Genomic DNA, 21,229 nt, shown 5'->3' on the forward strand with positions numbered 1-21,229 from the left:
CCGTTCAGCGGTAGTCCGCCAGCGGCACGCAGGCGCAGAACAGGTTGCGGTCGCCATAGACGTTGTCCACCCGGTTCACCGCCGGCCAGTACTTGTGGGCCCGGGTATGGGCGGTGGGCAGCACCGCCTGTTCGATACTGTAGGAGCGCTCCCAGACTCCGGTGATATCCGCCAGGGTATGGGGAGCGCCCTTGAGCGGGTTGTCCTCGGCCGGCCAGTTGCCCTCCTGCACCTGGGCGATCTCGGCGCGGATGCTCAGCATGGCTTCGATAAAACGGTCGAGTTCGGCCTTGGATTCGCTTTCCGTGGGTTCCACCATCAGGGTGCCCGGCACCGGGAAGGACATGGTCGGGGCATGGAAGCCGTAGTCCATCAAGCGCTTGGCCACGTCTTCCTCGCTGATCCCGGTCTGGGCCTTGAGCGGGCGCAGATCGAGGATGCATTCGTGGGCCACCCGGCCGTTGCGGCCGCTGTAGAGCACCGGGAAGGCACCGCTCAATTGCTCGGCCAGATAGTTGGCCGCAAGGATCGCCACCTCGCTGGCATCCGCCAGCTGCGGCCCCATCAGGGCGATGTACATCCAGCTGATGGGCAGGATGCTCGCACTGCCCCAGGGCGCTGCGCTGACGGCGCCGTTCCCCGGTAACGGCCCGTCGATGGGCACCACCGGGTGGTTGGCGACAAACGGCGCCAGGTGCGCGCGCACGCCAATCGGCCCCATGCCCGGGCCACCGCCGCCATGGGGAATGCAGAAGGTCTTGTGCAGGTTCATGTGCGAGACATCGGCGCCAATGTCCGCCGGCCGGGCCAGGCCTACCTGGGCGTTGAGGTTGGCACCGTCCATGTACACCTGGCCGCCGTGGCTGTGGATAACTTCGCAGATCTGGCTGATGCCCTCTTCGTACACGCCATGGGTCGAAGGGTAGGTAGCCATCAGGCACGACAGGCGCTCGCCGGCCGCCTGGGCCTTGGCCTTCAAATCTTCCAGGTCGACGTTGCCGGCCTCGTCGCACTCGACGATCACCACCTGCATCCCGGCCATCTGCGCCGAGGCCGGATTGGTGCCGTGGGCCGACGCCGGGATCAGGCAGACATGCCGGCCGCCTTGCCGGCGGCTCTCGTGGTAGCGACGAATCGCCAGCAGCCCGGCGTACTCGCCCTGGGCCCCGGAGTTGGGCTGCATGCAGATGGCGTCGAAACCGGTGATGGCGCACAGCCAACGCTCCAGCTCTGCGATCAGCAGGCCATAGCCGGCAGCCTGCTCCCGGGGTGCGAAGGGATGCAGATTGGCGAATTCCGGCCAGGTGATGGGGATCATCTCGCTGCTGGCATTGAGCTTCATGGTGCAGGAGCCCAGGGGAATCATCGACTGGTTGAGCGCCAGGTCCTTGTTCTCCAGCTGCTTGAGGTAGCGCAACATTTCGGTTTCGCTGTGATGGGCACTGAACACCGGGTGGGTCAGGTAGCGCGTGCGTCGCAGCAGCGGGTCGGGAATCCCCGACTCCAGCGCCTCGGCGTCCAGGCTGCTGACATCCAGCCCGTGGTCGGCACCCAGGAACACGTCGAACAAACGGGCCACGGTGCTTTCATCACAGGTTTCATCCAGGCTCAGCCCCAGCCGGCCACGACCGAGAATCCGCAGGTTGATCTGCTGCGCCCTGGCAGTTTCGATGATCGCCGTCTGGCTGCCGCCGACCTCCAGGGTCAGGGTGTCGAAGAAGTGCCGATTGACCCTGGCAATGCCGTGGCGCTCCAGGCCGACCGCGAGGATGCAGGTCAGCCGGTGTACCCGCTGGGCAATGCGCTTGAGCCCGGCCGGGCCGTGATAGACGGCGTAGAAACCAGCAATATTGGCCAGCAGCACCTGAGCGGTACAGATGTTCGAGTTGGCCTTCTCGCGACGGATATGCTGCTCGCGAGTCTGCAAGGCCATGCGCAGGGCCACCTGGCCGCGGGCATCCTTGGACACGCCGATGATGCGCCCGGGCATCGCGCGCTTGTACTCGTCGCGGCAGGCGAAAAACGCCGCATGGGGGCCGCCGTAGCCCATGGGCACGCCGAAGCGCTGGGACGAACCGAGCACCACGTCGGCCCCCAGTTCGCCCGGCGGGGTCAGCAACAACAGGCTGAGCAGGTCGGCCGCGACACAGGCCAGGGCCTGCTGGGCGTGCAACTGGTCGATCAGCGGCCGCAGGTCGCGGATCTCGCCATGGGTGTCCGGGTACTGCAGCAACGCGCCGAACACCTGGTGCCCGGACAATTCGTCGACCCCGCCGACCACCAGCTCGAAACCGAAGCCTTCGGCCCGGGTGCGGACCACGGAAATGGTTTGCGGGTGGCAGTGTTCATCGACAAAGAACAGGTTGCTCGAAGACTTGCTCACGCGCTTGGCCAGGGCCATGGCTTCGGCGGCAGCGGTGGCTTCGTCCAGCAACGAGGCGTTGGCCAGGTCCAGGCCGGTGAGGTCGATGGTCATCTGCTGGAAATTCAACAAGGCTTCGAGCCGGCCCTGGGCGATTTCCGGCTGGTAGGGGGTATAGGCGGTGTACCAGCCGGGGTTCTCCAGCACGTTGCGCAGGATCACCGTCGGCGTCAGGGTGGCGTGGTAACCCATGCCGATCAGGCTGGTCCAGACCTGGTTCTGCCCGGCATAACCCTTGAGCCTGGCCAGGGCGGCCGCTTCGTCCAGGGCCGGCGGCAGGTCCAGTGCACGGTTGAAGCGGATTCCCGGCGGCACCGTCTGCTCGATCAGTTCGGCCCGGCTGCCCAGCCCGAGGCTGGCGAGCATCGCTTGCTGCTCCTCGGCGTCGGGCCCCAGGTGCCGGTTGAGAAAAGCGTTGGGCTCGCGTAACTGGCTCAAAGATAGCAACTGGGACATGACCGGCTCTCTCCGATAAACGGCGCTCAGCGTCGCTGCAACAGGGTGCCAAGCAGCATAGCAGTCGATTTCCCGCGTCGATGCTCTGGCGTCCCGGGGCAATCGGTACCATCATGCTCGACGTCAACGCGCCAGCCCCGGCGCATCGCAACCTGTGCCCCTATCGTCCGCTTATCGGGTGTCCCATCGTCATGAGCCAACTGCCTTTCCTGCCGTTCTCCAAACCCACCATCGATGAACCCACCATCGCCGCTGTCGGCGAAGTCCTGCGTTCAGGCTGGATCACCAGCGGCCCCAAGGTCCAGGCCTTCGAAGCCCAGCTCTCGGAGTTTTTCGGCGGGCGCACGGTACGCACCTTCAACTCCGGCACCTGCACCATGGAGATCGCCTTGCGCATTGCCGGCATCGGTGCCGGTGATGAAGTCATCACCACGCCGATTTCCTGGGTGGCCACCGCCAACGTCATCCTCGAAGTCGGGGCCACGCCGGTGTTCGCCGATATCGACCCGGTCACCCGCAATATCGACCTGGCCCAGGTCGAAGCCGCCATCACCCCGCGCACCAAGGCCATTATCCCGGTGTACCTGGCCGGGCTGCCGGTGGACATGAGCCGCCTCTACGCCCTGGCCAACAAGCACGGCCTGCGGGTAGTGGAAGATGCCGCCCAGGCCCTGGGCTCCAGCTGGAACGGCCAGCGCATCGGTGCCGGTGGCGACTTCGTGTCCTTCAGCTTCCAGGCCAACAAGAACGTCACTTCGTCCGAGGGCGGCTGCCTGGTGCTCAACACGCCAGAAGAGGTGCGCCTGGCCGAGAAGTATCGCCTGCAAGGCGTGACCCGCAACGGCTTCGACGGCCTGGATGTGGATGTGCTTGGCGGCAAGTTCAACATGACCGACGTGGCGGCCGCCATCGGCCTGGGGCAGTTCGCCCATATCGAGGCGATCACCGCCCATCGCCGTGAGCTGGCCCGGCACTACTTCGAATGTTTTGGCAGCGATTTCGAGGCCCGCTATGGCGCCCAGCTACCGCCGGCGGACTTCACCAACAGCAACTGGCACCTGTTCCAGCTGATACTGCCAGAGCGCAAGGATGGCAAGCCGGCCCGCGCCACCTTCATGGAGCAGATGCAGGAACGCGGGATTGGCATCGGCTATCACTACCCGCCGATTCATTTGCTGAGCCTGTACCGCGAGCGCGGCTTCAAGGAGGGGATGTTCCCGGTAGCGGAACGGGTCGGTCGGCTGATCGTCTCGTTGCCGATGTTCACCGCCATGAGCAAGGCCGACGTGGAACGCGCGGTGGCGGCGGTGAAAGAGGTGTTGCAGGCTTAAGAGCCTTCGCCAGCAAGCCCGCCCTGCGCAAACGGGGCGGACGCGCCGGCGAGAACGGCTTACTCGCCGATGGCGGCCTTGTAGCCGGCGGCGTCCAGCAGCTTGTCCAGATCGCCCGGGTTGCTTGGCTTGAGCTTGAAGATCCAGGCACCGTACGGGTCGCTGTTGAGCAGCTCGGGGCTGGCGCTCAGCTCTTCGTTGACCGCAATCACTTCACCGGCCACCGGCGCATAGATGTCGGAAGCGGCTTTCACCGACTCCACCACACCGGCCTGGTCCCCTGCGCCAAACACGTTGCCGACTTCAGTCAGCTCGACGAAAACCACATCGCCCAGGGCTTCCTGAGCGTGGTCGCTAATACCTACGGTCACGCTGCCGTCGGCTTCCAGGCGGGCCCATTCGTGACTGTCGGCAAAACGCAGGTGGGCAGGGATATCGCTCATGTTCTGTGTCCTCAAGAAGAAGTGTCAGCAGCGCAATGCCTGCTGGAAATAGTTAGATCAGGGTTTTGCCGTGGCGCACGAAGGTGGGTTTGACCACCCGGACCGGGTACCACTTGCCGCGGATTTCCACTTCGGCACGGTCGGCGGTGGCCATCGGCACCCGCGCCAGTGCGATCGATTTACTCAGCGTAGGGGAGAAACTACCACTGGTGATCTCACCTTCGCCAACATCGGCGATGCGAACCACCTGATGCGCGCGTAAAACCCCGCGTTCTTCGAGCACCAGGCCCACCAGTTTCTGCTTCACCCCGGCCGCCCGTTCGGCTTCCAGGGCACTGCGACCGATGAACTGACGTGACGCCGGTTCCCAGGCAATGCTCCAGGCCATGTTCGCCGCCAGGGGCGAGACATCCTGATGGATGTCCTGGCCATAGAGGTTCATGCCGGCCTCCAGGCGCAGGGTGTCCCGGGCGCCCAGGCCGATGGGCGAGATCCCCGCCCCCACCAGGTCGTTGAAGAAGGCCGGGGCCTGGTCGGCAGGGAGGACGATCTCCAGACCGTCCTCGCCGGTGTAGCCGGTCCGGGCAATGAACCAGTCGCCGTCAAAGCCGGCTTCGAATGGCTTGAGCTGCTGGATCAGGGTGCCGCGGGACTGGGTCACCAGCTCGGCAATCTTGTGCCGCGCCTGAGGGCCCTGGATCGCCAGCATCGCCAGCTCCGGGCGCTCGTGCAGCTGCACCTGGAAATCCCCCAGCTGCGCCTGCATCCAGGCCAGGTCCTGATCACGGGTGGCGGCATTGAGCGCCAGGCGATAAGCGTCTTCGAGGCGATAGACGATCATGTCGTCAACGATGCCGCCCCGTTCATTGAGCATGGTGCTGTACAGAGCCTGGCCGGGGTTGTGCAGGCGTTCGACATCATTGGCCAGCAACCGCTGGAGCCAGGCCTTGGCCTGGGTACCGCTGACATCGATCACGGTCATGTGGGATACATCGAACACACCGCAATCACGTCGCACCTGATGGTGCTCCTCGACCTGCGAGCCGTAATGCAAGGGCATATCCCAACCGCCAAAATCGACCATTTTCGCGCCGAGGGCGAGATGCAGGTCATACAGAGGCGTACGCTGTCCCATGGGTTTCTCCTTCCGGGCGTGGCGAGGGTGCGGACTGGCGCTGTTGGTGTGAAAGCCTTGAAATAGATGGCTTTCAGCCGATTTCAGCGTCCCGGCCAAACAACAGGCCGCACCGAATGCCGCGCATTGTAGCTGCAAGGTGCAAGGCTGGCACCTAACCGATTCGATGGGCCGAGCGGCGGATCAGGCCAATCACCGGCAGCAGGCCCACCAGCACCAGGGTCAGTGCCGGCAGCGAGGCCCGGGCCCACTCCCCTTCACTGGTCATCTCGAAGATCCGCACCGCCAGCGTGTCCCAGCCAAACGGGCGCATCAGCAAGGTGGCGGGCATTTCCTTGAGCACATCGACGAACACCAGCAAGGCGGCACTCAAGGTCCCGGGCAGCAACAACGGCAGATACACTTTGAAAAACAGTCGCGGGCCAGCGACCCCCAGGCTGCGCGCCGCTTCGGGGAGCGACGGGCGGATCCGCTCCAGGCTGTTTTCCAGCGGCCCGTAGGCCACGGCGATAAAACGCACCAGATAGGCCAGCAGCAAGGCGGACAGGCTGCCCAGCAGCAGCGGCTTGCCGGCCCCGCCCAACCAGCCGGACAGCGGGATCACCAGCTCGCGATCCAGGTAACTGAAGGCCAGCATGATCGATACCGCCAGTACCGAGCCGGGCAAGGCGTAGCCCAGGTTGGCCAGGCTGACCCCGGCGCGGATGCCCCGGGTCGGCGCCAGGCGTCGGGCAAAGGCCAGGAGCAGAGCCACACTGACAGTGATCAGCGCCGCCATGCCGCCCAGGTACAAGGTGTGGATGATCAAGCCGGCATACCGCTCATCCAGGTCGAAGCGCCCGCGCTGCCAGAACCACGCCAGCAACTGCAGCAGCGGAATCACGAAGGCACAGGCGAATACCAGCAGGCACCAGCCCGTGGCCGCCAACGCCTTGAGCCCGCGCAAGTGGTACAGCGCCTTGCCCCGGGGCCGTTCGTTACCGGTACGGCTGGCGCCACGGGCGCGGCGCTCGCCGTACAGCACCAGCATCACCGCCAGCAGCAGCAGGCTGGCCAGCTGGGCGGCGCTGGAAAGGCTGAAGAAGCCGTACCAGGTCTTGTAGATAGCGGTGGTGAAGGTATCGAAGTTGAACACCGACACCGCACCGAAATCCGCCAGGGTTTCCATCAGCGCCAGGGCCACCCCGGCGCCGATGGCCGGCCGCGCCATGGGCAGCGCCACCCGCCAGAATGCCTGCCAGGGCGATTGCCCGAGGACCCGTGCGGCTTCCATCAACCCCTTGCCCTGGGCCAGGAAGGCGTTGCGCGCCAGCAGGTAGACATAGGGATAGAACACCAGCACCAGCACCAGGATCACCCCACCGGTGGAACGTACCCGCGGCAGTCGCAGGCCGCTGCCGAACCATTCCCGCAGCAGGCTTTGCACCGGCCCGGAAAAATCCAGCAGGCCGACAAAGACGAAAGCCAGCACATAGGCCGGGATCGCAAAGGGCAGCATCAAGGCCCAGTCCAGCCAGCGCCGTCCGGGAAACTCGCAGAGACTGGTGAGCCAGGCCAGGCTCACGCCCAGCAGCGTGACGCCAACGCCCACCCCGAGCACCAGGGTCAGGGTATTGCCCAACAGCCGCGGCATTTGCGTGTCCCACAGGTGGGACCAGATCTGTTGGTCGACGGCCTGCCAGGACAACAGCAGCACGCTCAGCGGCAAAAGGACCAGGGCCGCTACGGCAAAGACCAGGGGATACCAGCGACGTTGAGCGGGATGGGCCACAAAAAACTCTCGGGCAGGTGGAACAGACAAAAATACTTGCGCAAAACGCGTGGGGCCAGGGAGCGGCACCCGCTGGGCGCCATGGCCGCCCCAACGGCTGCAACCAGGTTACGCCAGTTGAATCACGTATTCAGGGCTGGCCACCGCTGCGCGGTGGAACGGGAGCCAGCTCCCTCGCCACAAAAGCCCAGCCGCTAAAGAAAACGCCCCGCAAAAGCGGGGCGCAGTATAACGGCAGGCTCAGTTCCAGCCAGCGCGGTCCATCAGGCGAATGGCTTCGGCCTGGCGCTTGCCGGCGATTTCAACCGGCAGGGTGTCGGCTACGAACTTGCCCCAGCTGGCCACTTCCGCAGAAGGCGCTACCGCCGGGTTGGCCGGGAACTCCTGGTTGACGTCGGCAAAGATCTTCTGCGCCTCAGGCGTGGTCATCCATTCCACCAGGGCCTTGGCCGCTTCCGGGTGCGGTGCGTGTTTGGTCAGGCCGATGCCCGACAGGTTGACGTGCACCCCGCGATCGCCCTGGTTCGGCCAGAACAGCTTCACCGCCAGGTTCGGTTTCTGCTTGTGCAGGCGGCCGTAGTAGTAGGTGTTGACGATGCCGACGTCGCATTGCCCGGCGTTGATCGCCTCGAGCACCGCGATGTCGTCGGAGAACACATCGGTAGACAGGTTGTTGACCCAGCCCTTGATGATCTCTTCGGTCTTCTCGGCACCGTGGGTCTCGATCAGCGTGGCAGTCAGCGACTGGTTGTAGACCTTCTTCGCCGTGCGCAGGCACAGGCGGCCTTCCCACTGCTTGTCCGCCAGGGCTTCATAGGTGGTCAGTTCTGAAGGTTTGACCCGGTCGGTGGAGTAGGCCAGGGTCCGCGCCCGCAGGCTCAGGCCGGTCCAGGCGTGGTTGGAGGAGCGGTATTGCAGGGGAATGTTGCTGTCGATGACCTTGGAGGTGAACGGCTGCAGGATGCCCATCTGCTCGGCCTGCCAGAGGTTGCCGGCATCCACGGTGAGCAGCAGGTCGGCGGTGGCGTTCTCGCCCTCGGCCTTGATCCGCTGCATCAGCGGCGCTTCCTTGTCGGTGATGAACTTGATCTTCACCCCGGTCTTCTGGGTGTAGGCATCGAACACCGGCTTGATCAGCTCATCGATACGCGAGGAGTAGACCACGACTTCATCGGCGGCGTAGGCGGTGCCACCGATGAGTGTGAGGGCCAGGGCGGTCAGTAGACGCTTCGGTGCCAACATGGGAGCGGTCTCTCGATTTCAAAGTGAGGCGAAATGATAAGGACTCCCATTTGCCATCTCAACCGAACCCGGCGCTGAGGAGTTACCAGATGTTGCGTAGGCTCGTCCTCGCGACGCTTGGCCAGCAAGCCGGCGCCTAGGCTCTGGCCAGTTCCGGCAAGTCGCCGCTCAGGCCCAGGGCCTGGCGCACGAACAGGGCCTTGGCCTCGGGCATCTGGTCGATCACCTTGAGGCCGGTGTTGCGCAGCCAGCGCATGGGCAACGGGTCGGCCTGGAACAGCCGCTCGAAGCCCTCCATGGCCGCCATCAGCGCCAGATTGTGGGGCATGCGCCGGCGCTCGAAGCGGCTCAGCACCTTGACCTCGGCCAGGCGCTCACCGCGGCTGGCCGCTTGCAGCAGCACTTCGGCCAGCACGGCGGCATCGAGGAAGCCCAGGTTGACCCCCTGCCCCGCCAACGGGTGGATGGTGTGGGCGGCGTCGCCGATCAGCGCCAGGCCTTCGGCCACGTAGCGCTTGGCATGGCGTTGGCGCAATGGCACGCAGAGCCGCGGGTCGGCGCTGATCACCGAACCCAGGCGGCCTTCGAAGGCGCGCTCCAGTTCAGCGCAGAAACTCTCGTCGTCCAGCGCCATCAGGCGCTCGGCCTCACTCGGGGTGGTCGACCAGACAATCGAACACCAATCATGCTGCCCGTCCCGCACCAGGGGCAGGAAGGCCAGCGGGCCGGTATCGGTGAAGCGCTGCCAGGCGGTCAATTGATGAGGCTGGCTGCTGCGCACGCTGGTGACGATGGCGTGATGCAGGTAATCCCACTCGCGAGTGGTACAACCGGTGAGCCGGCGCACGGCCGAGTTGGCGCCATCGGCAGCGATCACCAGCGGCGCACGCAGTTGCCGGCCATCCGCCAGGGTCAGCAGCCAGTCGTCGCCGGAGCGGCGCATCTGCTCCAGACGGGCATTGGCCAGCAGGCCGATATCGCATTCATGCAGGCGTTCGAGCAAGGCGTCCTGCACCACCCGGTTCTCGACGATATGGCCCAGCACCTCGGCATGCACGCTGGACGCCGAGAAGTGGATCTGCCCGGTGCCGCTGCCGTCCCAGACCTGCATGTCGCAGTAGGGGCTGCTACGGCGCCGGGCAATGCCGTCCCAGGCGCCCAGGCGCTCCAGGATGCGCTGGCTGGCCGCCGACAAGGCACTGACCCGAGGCTCGAACGGCGCCTGGTCATCAAAGGGTTTGACACTCAAGGAACCGCCATCGAGCAGCAGCACTTCCAGGCCGCTGCCCTGCAACGCCAACGCCAAGGCACTGCCGACCATTCCGGCTCCGACAATCAGCACATCTGCGCGCATTTCCATGCTTTAGGCCTGTCTCACTGGCGGCTTGAGCCGCACATAAAGGGTTTTATCGACCCGCGCCACCAGGGTGCCGGAGCCGTCATGAATCTCTACCTGCCACTGCGGCAGGTACTTCTCGCCCGTTGCGGTCTGCTGGCGAACATCGTCGAGCAGCGCCTGGTCGATGCTGAGCCGGGCAAACACCGGCCCTCTGCCCGGGGCGATGAAATCGATGGTCGCGGCCTTGTCCCAGACGATGTAGCCGGGACCCAGGTTCTCCATCAGCATCAGCATGAAGAACGGGTCCACCATGGAATACAGGCTGCCGCCGAACTGGGTGCCGACATAGTTGCGGTTGTACCAGCCCAGGCCCATGCAGACCTGGACGTCACGGAAATCCGCACTGATGTGCCGAACCCGCACGCCAGCCCCGAGGTAGGGCGGGTACAGGTTCAACACCCAGCGCAACAGGCGGGCCTTGCCGAACCGCCGGGTCAGCCAGTCACGCATCCGGGCGAGTGCCCAGGCCCATGGCCTGGCGAGCGAACCAGCGTTTGGCCGGTGGCAGCAGGTCCAGGCCGAGCAGGCCCAGGTTGCGCCCCACGGACAGCAGCGGCAGTTTGCTGCCGAACAGCCGGGTGACCTGATCGGAGAAGCCCACGGTCAGGTTCTGGTCCAGGCGCTGACGTTCGCGGTAGGCCTGCAGCACGGCAAAATCCCCCGGCAGCGCTTCGCTGGCCAACAAGGCGTCCGCCAGGGCCTGGGCATCGCGCAGCGACAGGTTGAAGCCCTGGCCGGCGATCGGATGCAGGCTGTGGGCCGCATTGCCCAGCACCACCAAGTGGGGGCGCACCTGTTCCTCGGCTTCCACCAGGGACAGCGGGTAGAGGTGGCGGGCGCCGACTTGTTTCAGGGTTCCCAGGCGGTAGCCGAACACGCCCTGCAATTCACTGAGGAAGCTGCGCTCGTCCAGGTCGGCCAGACGCTGTGCATCCATGCCCTGGCGGGTCCAGATCAGTGCACAGCGATTATCCGGCAGCGGCAGCAAGGCCATTGGGCCATCGTCGGTGAAGCGCTCGAAGGCCATGCCGTTGTGGGCTTCGCTGGGGGTGATGTTGGCAATCAGCGCACTCTGGTTATAGGGGCGGTTCTTGACCCCGATGCCCAGTTGTTCGCGCAGGCCGGAGCGGCCGCCGTCGGCCAGCACGGCGAGATCGCATTCCAGGGTGGTTTCGTCGTTCAGGGTCAGGCGATAGCCGCCTGCCAGGGGCTCCAGACGGGTGACTTCGGCCGGGCAGCGCCAGCTGATCACGTCCTTGTCCAGCCCTTGCCACAGGCATTGGCCGAGCCAGGCGTTTTCCACCACATAGCCCAGGGCCGGCACCCCTTCTTCCATGGCCGACAGGCGCGCGGTGGAGAACCGTCCACGGTCGGACACGTGAATCTGCTTGATCGGCTCGGCCCGCCGGGAGATCGCCTGCCACAGCCCCAGGCGCTGGTAGATCTGCCGGGCGCCAAAGGACAGGGCCGAGGAGCGGGCATCGTAGCTGGGCTGGAAACTGTCGCCCGGGGCGAAGGGCTCGATCAGCACGATCTTCCAGCCCCGGGCCTTGGCCCCGGCCTGCAGCGCCAGGGCCAGGCTCGCGCCTACCAGACCGCCACCGATGATGGCCAGATTGACCCGGCTCATGACGCCTGGGTCCGCGCAGCGGCCATCAAGGCCTCGATCTCGGCCACGCTCTTGGGCACGCCACCTGTCAGAATTTCACAGCCCTGCTTGGTCACTACCACGTCGTCCTCGATGCGCACGCCGATGCCGCGCCACTTCTTCGCTACCTGCTGGTTGTCCGGGGATATGTAGATGCCCGGCTCCACGGTCAGCGCCATGCCGACCTCCAACACCCGCCACTCGCCGCCGACCCGGTACTCGCCGACGTCGTGTACATCCATGCCCAGCCAGTGTCCGGCACGGTGCATGTAGAACGTCTTGTAGGCCTCGCTGGCAATCAGCTGGTCCACATCGCCTTCCAGCAGGCCCAGTTGCACCAGGCCGGCGGTGATCACCTGGACCGTCGCCTCATGAGCCTGGTTCCAGTGCTTGTTCGGGGCGATCTGGGCAAAGGCCGCTTCCTGGGAAGCCAGCACCAGTTCGTAGATCGCCTTCTGCTCCGGCGAAAACTTGCCGTTGACCGGCCAGGTGCGGGTGATATCGCTGGCATAGCAGTCGATCTCGCAACCGGCGTCGATCAGCACCAGGTCACCGTCCTTGAGCACGGCGTCATTCTGCTGGTAATGCAGGATGCAGCTGTTGCGGCCCGCCGCGACGATCGAGCCATAGGCCGGCATCTTCGCCCCGCCCTTGCGGAATTCGTAATCCAGCTCGGCTTCCAGGCTGAACTCATGCAACCCGGGACGGCTGGCCTGCATTGCGCGGATATGGGCCTGGGCGGAGATCCGTGCGGCCTCGCGCATCACCTTCACTTCTGCCGCCGATTTATACAGGCGCATGTCGTGCAGCAGATGATCCAGGGCAACGAATTCGTTCGGCGGCTGGGCGCCGAGGTGCGCTTTAGAGCGGATCACGTTGATCCAGTCCATCAGGTGACGATCGAATTCGGGGTTGCTGCCCATGGCCGAGTAAACCCGGTCGCGGCCTTCGATCAAGCCCGGCAGGATGTCGTCGATATCGGTGATGGGAAATGCGTCATCGGCACCGTAGTCGCGAATCGCGCCCTCCTGGCCGGCCCGCAATCCGTCCCAGAGTTCGCGCTCCGGGTTGCGCTCGCGACAGAACAGCACGTACTCGCCGTGCTCCCGGCCGGGGATCAGCACGATCACCGCCTGGGGCTCGGGAAACCCGCTGAGGTACTGGAAATCGCTGTCCTGGCGATAGACGTGCTCCACATCGCGATTGCGAATGGCCACGGCCGCTGCCGGCAGGATCGCGATGCTGTTGGGCTCCATCTGCGCCATGAGCGCCTTGCGGCGACGGCTGTATTCCGCTTTCGGGATATGAATCATGGGCGGACGCAGTTCCCTGTCAGTCAGTGCAGAGAAGGCTTGGCAGCCGGCGCAACGGTCTTGTTGGTCTCGGTGAACAGCAGCAGAGGCGCAACCCGCAGGTACTCCATCACTTCCATGTAGTCGCTTTCACCGTCATCGGATTCCTCCAGCGCGTCCTGGACCTGAGCAATGGCTGCCAGGTCCTGCAACACTTCCGTGGCCTCGACGCTCAGGGCACTGCTGTCGCGGGAGTTGAGGCCGAAACCGGCGAGGAAACCCTGGCACCACTGGCCCAGGGCAGCGGCACGCTCGGCCAGGGGTGCGTCGTCGCTGGGCAGCAGCAGGACCACGGTCATGTCATCGCTGGTGAGCTCGCCCTTGACCATCTCCTGCAGGCCGATCAGGGCGCTGCGCACGTTGTCTTGCGGCTCGCCTTCGAGCAGTTCGGTGGCGTCCACCAGCCAGCCGTCGACTTCGAAGCCGGCGCCGGCGCAGCTGCGACCCAGCAACAGGCCGTGCAGCTCGGCAGGAGAAACAGGATGACCGCTGCTGCTGAGCAGGGTGGCGAAAGCGTTGTACGGGGAATTCTGAATGGGCATGGGCAGCTAGGCGCCAAGCGGCGCAATGTCTAGAATGAAGGCCTTGTATCGTAGGGCGTGTCATCATTCATTGCCAGCGCCGCGTTGTGCTTTGCGCCCCGTTACAGTGGCCCGCAGGGCCTCGGGCGACAGACAGATTGCCGACCGGACAACGCCAGATGCGCCACGACTGCTCAGGCCATTGAGGCACTGCCCAGCCAGTTGCCACTCATCAGACCAACTTCAGTGGGACACAATGGAAGACACCGACCTGCACGCACTGATGGCCAGACTCGAACTGCTTATTACCCGGGTTGAGCAACTAAAGAGTCAAAACGCACTCTTATTAGCTCAGGAAAAGACCTGGCGCGAGGAACGCGCGCACCTCATTGAAAAAAACGAAATCGCCCGGCGTAAGGTCGAATCGATGATTTCGCGCCTCAAGGCCCTGGAGCAAGACTCATGAGTTCAAGCAATAGCGTTACCGTGCAGATCCTCGACAAAGAGTATTCGATCATCTGCCCCCAGGAAGAGCGCAGCAATCTGGTGAGCGCCGCCCGTTACCTGGACGGCAAGATGCGCGAGATCCGCAGCAGCGGCAAAGTCATCGGCGCCGATCGCATCGCGGTCATGGCCGCCCTGAACATCACCCACGACCTGCTGCACCGCCAGGAGCGTCCGGATGTGCAGGCCAGCGCCACCACCCGGGAACAGGTGAGGGATCTGCTGGAGCGTGTTGACCTGGTTCTGGCCACCGATTCGGACACAAGCAAAGCTGATTCCTGACAACGGTTGCGGTATACTCCCGCCACTCCCTGGGGTGCTTGCCAGTTGGCGATGTCCCTGAGCCGATTCGCACTACCCTGGAAGTTGCACGTTGGGCTGGTGTGCATGTCCGCTAGACGGAAAGCCTTAAAGCCTGCTGCATCTTCCGCCTTGAACTTTCGGGTTCAAGGGCTAAGTCGACAGCGGTTCGCCTGGGGAGCCTGAATTTTCAGCCAATGCCAGTTATCCATGCTGGCATTGGTTTTTCCGGGTAGGCTGTTCTGCCAAATCCGACCTTCTCATAGCCTCTTTCATGACCGAACCTGCGCCGCTTTCCCGCCCGCAACTTCGCCGCATGCTGCGCAAGGCCCGTCGCGCCCTGAGCCCTGCCGAGCAACGCCGGGCAGCCCTTGGCCTGTACCGCCAACTGGCTCAGGACCCGGTGTTTCGTCGGGCACGGCACCTGTCCCTGTATCTGCCCACCGACGGTGAAATAGACCCGCGCCTGCTGCTGCGTGCCGCCCAGCGCCGGGGCAAGGCCACCTACCTGCCGGTGCTCAGCGCCTGGCCCCGGACCAAGATGGTTTTCCAGCGCGTCCTCCCGGGAGAAACGCTGCGGCCCAATCGTTTTCGCATTCTCGAGCCCCGGGTCAATTGCGCGCGGCAACGCAAGGTCTGGGCCCTGGACCTGGTGCTGCTGCCCCTGGTTGGCTTTGATGAAGAAGGTGGACGCCTGGGGATGGGTGGCGGCTTTTATGACCGCAGCCTGGCCTACCTTGCGCGGCGCCAGAACTGGCGCAAGCCGAAGCTGCTGGGGCTGGCCCATGAATGTCAGAAAGTCGGAAAGCTGGACCAGGCCAGTTGGGATGTACCCTTGCACGGTACGGTGACGGATCGGGGGTGGTACTTCGCTCGATAGGTGCCGCGTTCGATCAGCGGCACCCGAGCGGGTTCAGCGCTTGAAAGGCTGCTGTTGTGCGATTTCGATGGGGGCATCGGTCTTGCTGGCCCATAAGCTCTGCGCATAACCGGTGGTCACAACGCCCAAACCGAACAAAATAACCAAAATCCATAGTAAATCCGGTTGGCGTTTCATCGATTGCCCCCCCTCAGGCAAATCACACACGCTCCAGGCATGGTTTCCATAACAGGCCATGCAGCAGCGTCAAGCTTAAAATCCCGGCATTCTGCGATAACGTGAACCGACACGCAAATGCTGACGTCAACCGACCGTCGGTTTGTCATAAAATTGCCCGACAACCTGCCCAATCACCCTTTGGAGGGTAAGAAAGATGGCCTATTGGCTGATGAAATCCGAGCCCGACGAACTCTCGATCCAGGGTTTGCAGCAACTCGGCCAAGCCCGTTGGGACGGGGTGCGCAATTACCAGGCGCGCAACTTCCTGCGCGCCATGGTGGTAGGCGACGAGTTCTTCTTCTACCACTCCAGCTGCCCGGAACCGGGTATCGCCGGCATCGGCCGGATCATCAAGGCCGCCTATCCGGACCCCACCGCCCTGGAGCCGGACAGCGTCTACTTCGACCCCAAATCCAGTGCCGAAAAGAATGCCTGGAGCGCCATCGACGTGGCCCATGTGGAAACCTTCACCAAGGTGCTGCGCCTGGACTACCTCAAGCAGCAGGCAGCGCTCGCCGAAATGCCTCTGGTGCACAAAGGCAGCCGCCTGTCGGTCATGCCGGTCACCGCCGAACAATGGGCTGCCGTACTCTCCCTGCGCTGACCACCCAGCCCCCTGGCGCCGGGAGTCGGATCTGTCCACGGCGCCAGCCCGAACGTTTTTTTGCCCCGATCATCATGCAGCCTGCAAACAATAGGTTTAGGCTTGGCCCTTTCATTTGACGGGCATCAAGCCGTAGAAAGCCTTGAGCCGTCAGACTTGGACGCTATTGCCGCAGGACGCAGAACACATGTCGACGAACCACCGTTCCTCCCGCCTTTTTGCTGTTTCCCTGTTGATTCTGTTACTCGCCGCCGGTGCTTTCGGCTACTGGAAATCCCTTCAGGATCGCCTGCCCGAAGGCCTGAGCATGGGCAACGGCCGGCTCGAAGCCACTGAAGTGCAGATCGCCAGCAAGATCCCCGGGCGCTTGGCGGAAGTGCGGGTCAACGAAGGCGACAAGGTGCTTCAAGGCCAGTTGCTGGCACGCATGGACACCCGCACTCTGGAAGCCCAGCGCAATCAGGCCGAGGCCGAAGTCCTGCGCGCCCGAGAGAACCTGTCCGCGGCCGAAGCCAATGTGCAGTTGCGCCAGAGCGAACTGCTGCTGGCCAATCAGGAACTCAAGCGCTCTCAGGAGCTGTTCAAGCGCGGCTTCGCCAGCCAGCAGATCATCGACCAACAGCAAGCCCGCCTGAACACCGGCAACGCCGCAGTCCTGGCGGCCCAGGCCCAGGTCGCAGCGGTGAAGGCCGCCATCGGCGCCGCCCAGGCCCAGGTTGCCCAGCTCACCAGCGAAATCGACGACAGCAGCCTGCGGGCACCCATCGACGGCATCATCCAACTGCGCCTGGCCGAACCCGGCGAAGTGCTGGGCGCCGGCGGCCGTGTGCTGCTGCTGATCGACCCCAATGACCAGTACATGAACCTCTACCTGCCGGCTTCGGTCACCGGCCGCCTGACCGTTGGCGACGAGTCGCGGATCCTCCTCGACGCCCTGCCCAACCAGCCCCTGCCGGCGAAGATCAGCTTCGTCGCGGCCAAGTCCCAATTCACCCCCAAAGAGGTGGAAACCCGGGACGAGCGCCAGAAGCTGGTGTTCCGGGTCAAGGTGCGCCTGACTCAACCCGCCGCCGTGCCCCAGGCCAAACCGGGCATGCCCGGCGCCGGTTATGTGCGCACCGCTCCCGTGGACTGGCCGGCCAACCTGCAATGAGCGCCCTGGCGCTGCAAGCGAACGGCATCAGCCATCGCTACGGTTCACAGCAGGCCCTGAGCGACATCAGCTTCAACCTGCCAGCGGGCACCCGCTGCGGCTTGATCGGCCCGGACGGCGCCGGCAAGTCGAGCCTTCTGGGGCTGATCGCCGGGGTCAAGAAACTTCAGCAGGGCGAGCTCGACGTGCTCGGCGGACCGATCTCGCAACGGCGCCACCGCAGCAGCCTCTATCCGCGCATCGCCTTCATGCCCCAGGGCCTGGGGGGCAACCTGTATCCCGAGCTGTCCATCAGCGAGAACATCCGCTTCTTCGCCACCCTGTTCGGCCTGCCCAAGGATGAATGCGAACAGCGCATGCACAGCCTGTTGCTGGCCACCGACCTGCTGCGCTTCGCCGAACGCCCGGCGGGCAAGCTGTCCGGCGGGATGAAGCAGAAGCTTGGCCTGTGCTGTGCGCTGATCCACGAACCGGACCTGCTGATCCTCGACGAACCCACCACCGGGGTCGACCCCCTGTCGCGCCGGCGTTTCTGGGAGTTGGTCGAAGACGTACGCCGGCAACGCCCGCAACTGACCCTGCTGGTGGCAACCGCCTACATGGAGGAGGCCGAACAGTTCGAGCACTGCCTGATGCTCGACCAGGGCAAGTTGATCGCCCAGGGCCTGAGCCAGGAGCTGGCGCAGATCACCGCCAGCGGCAAGCTGGACGACGCCTTCACCCATTTCCAAGGCGACAGCGGTCATGACAACCAGCCCCTGGTGATTCCGCCGCGTTCCGGCGACAACCAGGACATCGCCATCGAGGCCCATGAGCTGACCCTGCGCTTCGGCGACTTCACCGCGGTCAACAAGGTCAGCTTCGCCATCGGCCGCGGGGAGATCTTCGGTTTCCTCGGTTCCAACGGCTGCGGCAAGACCACCACCATGAAGGTCCTCACCGGGCTGATGCCCGCCAGCGAGGGCAGCGCCAAGCTGTTGGGCAACCCGGTGGACGCCAAGGACCTGGCCACCCGCAAGCGGGTCGGTTTCATGTCCCAGAGTTTTTCCCTGTATGGCGAGCTCAGCGTGCGCCAGAACCTGGAACTGCACGCCCGCCTGTTCGACCTGCCGAAAGCCGAAAGCGGCCCGCGCATCGAGGAACTGATCCAGCGCTTCGACCTCGGGGCGATTGCCGAGCAACAGTCCGGCGCCTTGCCTCTGGGCCTGCGCCAGCGCCTGTCGCTGGCAGTGGCAGTGCTACACCGCCCGGAAGTGCTGATCCTCGACGAGCCCACTTCCGGGGTCGACCCGGCGGCCCGAGACGACTTCTGGCGCCTGCTGATCGAGCTGTCCCGGGAACAGGGAGTGACCATCTTCCTGTCCACCCACTTCATGAACGAGGCCCAGCGCTGCGACCGCATTTCGCTGATGCACGCCGGCAAGGTACTGGCCTGCGACACCCCGGCGGCGCTGCAGCAACAGTTTGCCGGCGACACCCTGGAGGCCGCCTTCGTCCGCTGCCTGGAAGAGGCCCAGGGCACGCCGGACACACCTGCGCCATCACCGGAGGCGGCTACTCCCACCGCTGCCGGCACCCTAGCCGCCCCGCGTTCGGGCCTGAGCCTGGCGCGCCTGCTGGCGGTGGCCAGCCGCGAGGGCAAGGAACTGCTGCGGGACAAAGTGCGCCTGGGCTTCGCCCTGCTGGGGGCGATCTTCATGATGGTGATCTTCGGCTATGGCATTTCCCTGGACGTGGAGAAACTGGCCTTCGCCGTCTACGACCAGGATCAGACACCACAGAGCCGTACCTACCTGGAAGCCTTCCGCAGCTCACGCTACTTCGAGGAGAAACCGACCATCCGCAGCTCCGCCGAACTGCATCGGCGCCTGCAACGCTCGGAGATCAAGCTGGCCCTGGAGATTCCTCCCGGCTTTGGCCGTGACCTCTATGCCGGACGCCAGCCCGCAGTGGCGGCCTGGCTGGATGGCGGCATGCCGTTTCGTGCGGAAACCAGCCGCAACTATGTCGAGGCCGTGCACCAGGCCAACCTCGAGCTGCTGGCGGAACAAAGCAGCCCGGCCCTCAGCACCAGGCCGGCGGCCATGCTGGAAACGCGCTTTCGCTACAACCAGGACGTGGTCAGCGTGAATGCCATCGGCCCCGGGGTCATGGCGCTGATCCTGGCGTTCATTCCGGCGATGCTCACGGCCCTGGGCATCGTCCGCGAAAAGGAGCTGGGCTCGATCACCAACTTCTACGCCACGCCCCTGACCCGCCTGGAGTTCCTCCTTGGCAAACAGGCGCCCTACCTGGCCGTCAGCCTGATCAACCTGGCCCTGCTGGTGGCCATGAACCGCTGGCTGTTCGGCGTGCCCTTCAAGGGCAGCGGCCTGACCCTGGCCCTGGGCGGCGTGCTCTATGTGCTGGCCACCACCAGCATGGGGCTGCTGATCTCGGCGTTCACCCGCACTCAGATCGCAGCGATTCTGGGCACCATGATCATCACTAGCCTGCCCACCATCCAGTTTTCCGGGCTGATCGTGCCGCGCTCGTCCCTGGAAGGCTCGGCGGCGGTCATGGGCCAGCTGTTTCCCGCCGGTTACTTCCTCGACATCGCCGTCGGCACCTTCACCAAGGCCCTGGACCTGCGCGAACTCTGGCCCCAGTGCCTGGCCCTGGTGGGCTTTTTCCTTGGTTTCACCGGGCTCAGCCTGGTCATGCTGAAAAAGCAGGAGGTCTGATGAATCGTCTCGCCCATATCCTGCGCCTGGGCTTGAAGGAGCTCACCAGCCTGCGCCACGACAGCGTGCTGCTGCTGTTCTTGATGTATGCCTTCACCGTGGCCATCTACCTGCCCGCCGCCGGCTCGGTGATCGGCGTGCACAACGCCAGCGTGGCCCTGGTGGACGAAGATCACAGCGCCCTCTCCCGGCAACTGGCCGAAGCACTGCAACCCCCCGAGTTCCAGGCTCCGGTGCCGCTGCCCTATGACCAACTGGACTCGGTGATGGACAGCGGCCAGTACACCTTTGTGATCAATGTCCCGGCCAACTTCCAGAGCGACTTGCTGGCCGGGCGCCAGCCTGCGGTACAGGTCAACGTCGATGCCACCGCCATGAGCCAGGCCTTCATGGGCGCCGGCTACATCGGCCGGATCTTCCAGCGCGAGCTGCTCACCTACGCCAACCAGGCGGACGCCGCCAGCAAGGCCCCGGCACTGCTGACCACCCGCGCCCTGTTCAATACCAACCTGGAGGGCGGCTGGTTCCTGGCGGTGATCCAGATCGTCAACAACATCACCATCCTGGCCATCGTGCTCACCGGCACCGCGCTGCTGCGCGAACGCGAGCACGGCACTCTCGATCACCTGCTGGTGCTGCCGCTGACAGCGCTGGAGATCATGCTGGCCAAGGTCTGGAGCAACATGCTGGTGGTGGTGCTGTGCACCTGGGTATCGCTGGAGGTGATAGTCAAGGGTGTGCTGGGGGTGCCGCTGGCGGGGTCCATGGCGCTGTTCCTGATGGTTACTGCGCTCTATCTGTTCGCCAGTACCGCCCTGGGGATCTTCCTCGCCACCCTGGCCCGCTCGACCCCACAGTTCGGCCTGCTGGCGATTCCGGTGATCATCCCGATGCTGCTGCTGTCCGGCGGCAGTACGCCGCTGGACAGCATGCCGCAGTGGCTGCAGTGGGTGATGCAGGGTTCGCCGTCGACGCACTTCGTCAGCCTCAGCGCGGCGATCCTGTTCCGCGATGCGGGAGTCAGTGTGGTCTGGCCCGACCTGCTGGCCCTGGCGACCATCGGCCTGGTGTTCTTCGCCATCGCCCTGGCGCGCTTTCGCAAGAGCCTGGCTTCATGACCCACACC

19 protein-coding genes and 1 other RNA gene are annotated in these 21,229 nt (G+C 64.6%); 9 read left to right on the top strand and 11 right to left on the bottom strand.

Annotation, left to right across the window (positions count from 1 at the left end; all coding sequences use genetic code 11):
- Positions 1-4: 4 nt before the first annotated feature.
- Positions 5-2,878, bottom strand: coding sequence for an aminomethyl-transferring glycine dehydrogenase (gene gcvP / locus BLS75_RS22890; protein WP_072451832.1), 2,874 nt, complete (start codon positions 2,876-2,878; stop codon positions 5-7).
- A gap of 191 nt (positions 2,879-3,069) precedes the next feature.
- Between gcvP and BLS75_RS22895 the strand changes: the two genes are divergently transcribed.
- Entirely contained in the window at positions 3,070-4,209 is a 1,140-nt protein-coding gene (locus tag BLS75_RS22895; protein ID WP_072451967.1) for a DegT/DnrJ/EryC1/StrS family aminotransferase, read from the top strand.
- 59 nt (positions 4,210-4,268) lie between these two features.
- On the opposite strand, the gene gcvH is transcribed toward BLS75_RS22895, so the two are convergent.
- The 9 genes from gcvH to BLS75_RS22940 all read right to left on the bottom strand — a co-directional run bounded on the left by gcvH (position 4,269) and on the right by BLS75_RS22940 (position 13,741).
- The gene (gene gcvH / locus BLS75_RS22900) at positions 4,269-4,652 is read right to left on the bottom strand and encodes a glycine cleavage system protein GcvH (protein ID WP_011064135.1); all 384 of its coding nucleotides are present in this window, start codon (positions 4,650-4,652) and stop codon (positions 4,269-4,271) included.
- Positions 4,653-4,704: 52 nt separating this feature from the next.
- The gene (gene gcvT / locus BLS75_RS22905) at positions 4,705-5,787 is read right to left on the bottom strand and encodes a glycine cleavage system aminomethyltransferase GcvT (RefSeq protein ID WP_011064136.1); all 1,083 of its coding nucleotides are present in this window, start codon (positions 5,785-5,787) and stop codon (positions 4,705-4,707) included.
- A gap of 154 nt (positions 5,788-5,941) precedes the next feature.
- Positions 5,942-7,558, bottom strand: a complete 1,617-nt coding sequence (locus BLS75_RS22910; RefSeq protein ID WP_019095408.1) for an ABC transporter permease — start codon at positions 7,556-7,558, stop codon at positions 5,942-5,944.
- Between the two features lie 240 nt (positions 7,559-7,798).
- On the bottom strand, positions 7,799-8,800 hold the full coding sequence (locus tag BLS75_RS22915) for an extracellular solute-binding protein (RefSeq protein ID WP_011064138.1): 1,002 nt from the start codon (positions 8,798-8,800) through the stop codon (positions 7,799-7,801).
- 136 nt (positions 8,801-8,936) lie between these two features.
- Positions 8,937-10,154: a 2-octaprenyl-3-methyl-6-methoxy-1,4-benzoquinol hydroxylase gene (locus BLS75_RS22920; RefSeq protein ID WP_019095409.1), complete on the bottom strand. Its 1,218-nt coding sequence runs from the start codon at positions 10,152-10,154 to the stop codon at positions 8,937-8,939.
- Between the two features lie 9 nt (positions 10,155-10,163).
- Positions 10,164-10,649, bottom strand: a complete 486-nt coding sequence (locus BLS75_RS22925) for a DUF4442 domain-containing protein (protein ID WP_047289868.1) — start codon at positions 10,647-10,649, stop codon at positions 10,164-10,166.
- Entirely contained in the window at positions 10,642-11,829 is a 1,188-nt protein-coding gene (gene ubiH, locus BLS75_RS22930) for a 2-octaprenyl-6-methoxyphenyl hydroxylase (RefSeq protein WP_011064141.1), read from the bottom strand. Before ubiH ends, BLS75_RS22925 begins: the two co-directional genes overlap by 8 nt.
- On the bottom strand, positions 11,826-13,160 hold the full coding sequence (gene pepP, locus BLS75_RS22935; RefSeq protein WP_015637430.1) for a Xaa-Pro aminopeptidase: 1,335 nt from the start codon (positions 13,158-13,160) through the stop codon (positions 11,826-11,828). The genes ubiH and pepP overlap by 4 nt, the downstream gene beginning before the upstream one ends.
- Before the next feature lie 23 nt (positions 13,161-13,183).
- Positions 13,184-13,741, bottom strand: a complete 558-nt coding sequence (locus tag BLS75_RS22940; protein ID WP_072451833.1) for a YecA/YgfB family protein — start codon at positions 13,739-13,741, stop codon at positions 13,184-13,186.
- A 235-nt stretch (positions 13,742-13,976) separates the two neighbouring features.
- On the opposite strand from BLS75_RS22940, the gene BLS75_RS22945 reads away from it, so the two are divergent.
- From BLS75_RS22945 to BLS75_RS22960, 4 genes are all read left to right on the top strand, one after another.
- Positions 13,977-14,186, top strand: a complete 210-nt coding sequence (locus BLS75_RS22945) for a TIGR02449 family protein (RefSeq protein ID WP_011064144.1) — start codon at positions 13,977-13,979, stop codon at positions 14,184-14,186.
- On the top strand, positions 14,183-14,506 hold the full coding sequence (locus BLS75_RS22950) for a cell division protein ZapA (protein WP_011064145.1): 324 nt from the start codon (positions 14,183-14,185) through the stop codon (positions 14,504-14,506). Before BLS75_RS22945 ends, BLS75_RS22950 begins: the two co-directional genes overlap by 4 nt.
- Positions 14,507-14,529: 23 nt before the next feature.
- Positions 14,530-14,708, top strand: a non-coding RNA gene (gene ssrS / locus BLS75_RS22955) — 6S RNA.
- Between the two features lie 90 nt (positions 14,709-14,798).
- Complete coding sequence (locus BLS75_RS22960; protein ID WP_072451834.1) at positions 14,799-15,404, top strand: 5-formyltetrahydrofolate cyclo-ligase; 606 nt, start codon at positions 14,799-14,801, stop codon at positions 15,402-15,404.
- A 33-nt stretch (positions 15,405-15,437) separates the two neighbouring features.
- On the opposite strand, the gene BLS75_RS32430 is transcribed toward BLS75_RS22960, so the two are convergent.
- The gene (locus tag BLS75_RS32430; RefSeq protein ID WP_092214979.1) at positions 15,438-15,581 is read right to left on the bottom strand and encodes a hypothetical protein; all 144 of its coding nucleotides are present in this window, start codon (positions 15,579-15,581) and stop codon (positions 15,438-15,440) included.
- A 196-nt stretch (positions 15,582-15,777) separates the two neighbouring features.
- On the opposite strand from BLS75_RS32430, the gene BLS75_RS22970 reads away from it, so the two are divergent.
- The 4 genes from BLS75_RS22970 to BLS75_RS22985 all read left to right on the top strand — a co-directional run bounded on the left by BLS75_RS22970 (position 15,778) and on the right by BLS75_RS22985 (position 21,221).
- Complete coding sequence (locus BLS75_RS22970) at positions 15,778-16,227, top strand: EVE domain-containing protein (RefSeq protein ID WP_072451835.1); 450 nt, start codon at positions 15,778-15,780, stop codon at positions 16,225-16,227.
- A 187-nt stretch (positions 16,228-16,414) separates the two neighbouring features.
- Positions 16,415-17,380 carry an HlyD family secretion protein gene (locus BLS75_RS22975; RefSeq protein ID WP_047289875.1) on the top strand — a complete coding sequence of 322 codons (966 nt, stop codon included), beginning with the start codon at positions 16,415-16,417 and terminating at the stop codon, positions 17,378-17,380.
- A complete protein-coding gene (gene rbbA / locus BLS75_RS22980; RefSeq protein ID WP_072451836.1) occupies positions 17,377-20,103 on the top strand; it encodes a ribosome-associated ATPase/putative transporter RbbA in 2,727 nt (908 codons plus the stop codon). The genes BLS75_RS22975 and rbbA overlap by 4 nt, the downstream gene beginning before the upstream one ends.
- Positions 20,103-21,221, top strand: coding sequence for an ABC transporter permease (locus BLS75_RS22985; protein WP_072451837.1), 1,119 nt, complete (start codon positions 20,103-20,105; stop codon positions 21,219-21,221). Before rbbA ends, BLS75_RS22985 begins: the two co-directional genes overlap by 1 nt.
- The last annotated feature ends 8 nt before the right edge of the window (positions 21,222-21,229 follow it).

Origin of the sequence: Pseudomonas sp. NFPP12 (assembly GCF_900103205.1) — a bacterium.
Classification (GTDB): Bacteria; Pseudomonadota; Gammaproteobacteria; order Pseudomonadales; family Pseudomonadaceae; genus Aquipseudomonas; species Aquipseudomonas protegens.

Bases quoted from the DNA above. Each gene is read 5' to 3' on its own strand.
- BLS75_RS22895 (WP_072451967.1), top strand. From the start codon at position 3,070: ATGAGCCAACTGCCTTTCCTGCCGTTCTCCAAACCCACCATCGATGAA.
- BLS75_RS22985 (WP_072451837.1), top strand. From the start codon at position 20,103: ATGAATCGTCTCGCCCATATCCTGCGCCTGGGCTTGAAGGAGCTCACC.
- BLS75_RS22975 (WP_047289875.1), top strand. From the start codon at position 16,415: ATGTCGACGAACCACCGTTCCTCCCGCCTTTTTGCTGTTTCCCTGTTG.
- BLS75_RS22925 (WP_047289868.1), bottom strand. From the start codon at position 10,649: ATGCGTGACTGGCTGACCCGGCGGTTCGGCAAGGCCCGCCTGTTGCGC.
- gcvH (WP_011064135.1), bottom strand. From the start codon at position 4,652: ATGAGCGATATCCCTGCCCACCTGCGTTTTGCCGACAGTCACGAATGG.
- BLS75_RS22945 (WP_011064144.1), top strand. From the start codon at position 13,977: ATGGAAGACACCGACCTGCACGCACTGATGGCCAGACTCGAACTGCTT.
- ubiH (WP_011064141.1), bottom strand. From the start codon at position 11,829: ATGAGCCGGGTCAATCTGGCCATCATCGGTGGCGGTCTGGTAGGCGCG.
- BLS75_RS22950 (WP_011064145.1), top strand. From the start codon at position 14,183: ATGAGTTCAAGCAATAGCGTTACCGTGCAGATCCTCGACAAAGAGTAT.
- rbbA (WP_072451836.1), top strand. From the start codon at position 17,377: ATGAGCGCCCTGGCGCTGCAAGCGAACGGCATCAGCCATCGCTACGGT.
- BLS75_RS32430 (WP_092214979.1), bottom strand. From the start codon at position 15,581: ATGAAACGCCAACCGGATTTACTATGGATTTTGGTTATTTTGTTCGGT.
- gcvP (WP_072451832.1), bottom strand. From the start codon at position 2,878: ATGTCCCAGTTGCTATCTTTGAGCCAGTTACGCGAGCCCAACGCTTTT.
- BLS75_RS22960 (WP_072451834.1), top strand. From the start codon at position 14,799: ATGACCGAACCTGCGCCGCTTTCCCGCCCGCAACTTCGCCGCATGCTG.
- gcvT (WP_011064136.1), bottom strand. From the start codon at position 5,787: ATGGGACAGCGTACGCCTCTGTATGACCTGCATCTCGCCCTCGGCGCG.
- BLS75_RS22915 (WP_011064138.1), bottom strand. From the start codon at position 8,800: ATGTTGGCACCGAAGCGTCTACTGACCGCCCTGGCCCTCACACTCATC.
- pepP (WP_015637430.1), bottom strand. From the start codon at position 13,160: ATGATTCATATCCCGAAAGCGGAATACAGCCGTCGCCGCAAGGCGCTC.
- BLS75_RS22920 (WP_019095409.1), bottom strand. From the start codon at position 10,154: ATGCGCGCAGATGTGCTGATTGTCGGAGCCGGAATGGTCGGCAGTGCC.
- BLS75_RS22970 (WP_072451835.1), top strand. From the start codon at position 15,778: ATGGCCTATTGGCTGATGAAATCCGAGCCCGACGAACTCTCGATCCAG.
- BLS75_RS22940 (WP_072451833.1), bottom strand. From the start codon at position 13,741: ATGCCCATTCAGAATTCCCCGTACAACGCTTTCGCCACCCTGCTCAGC.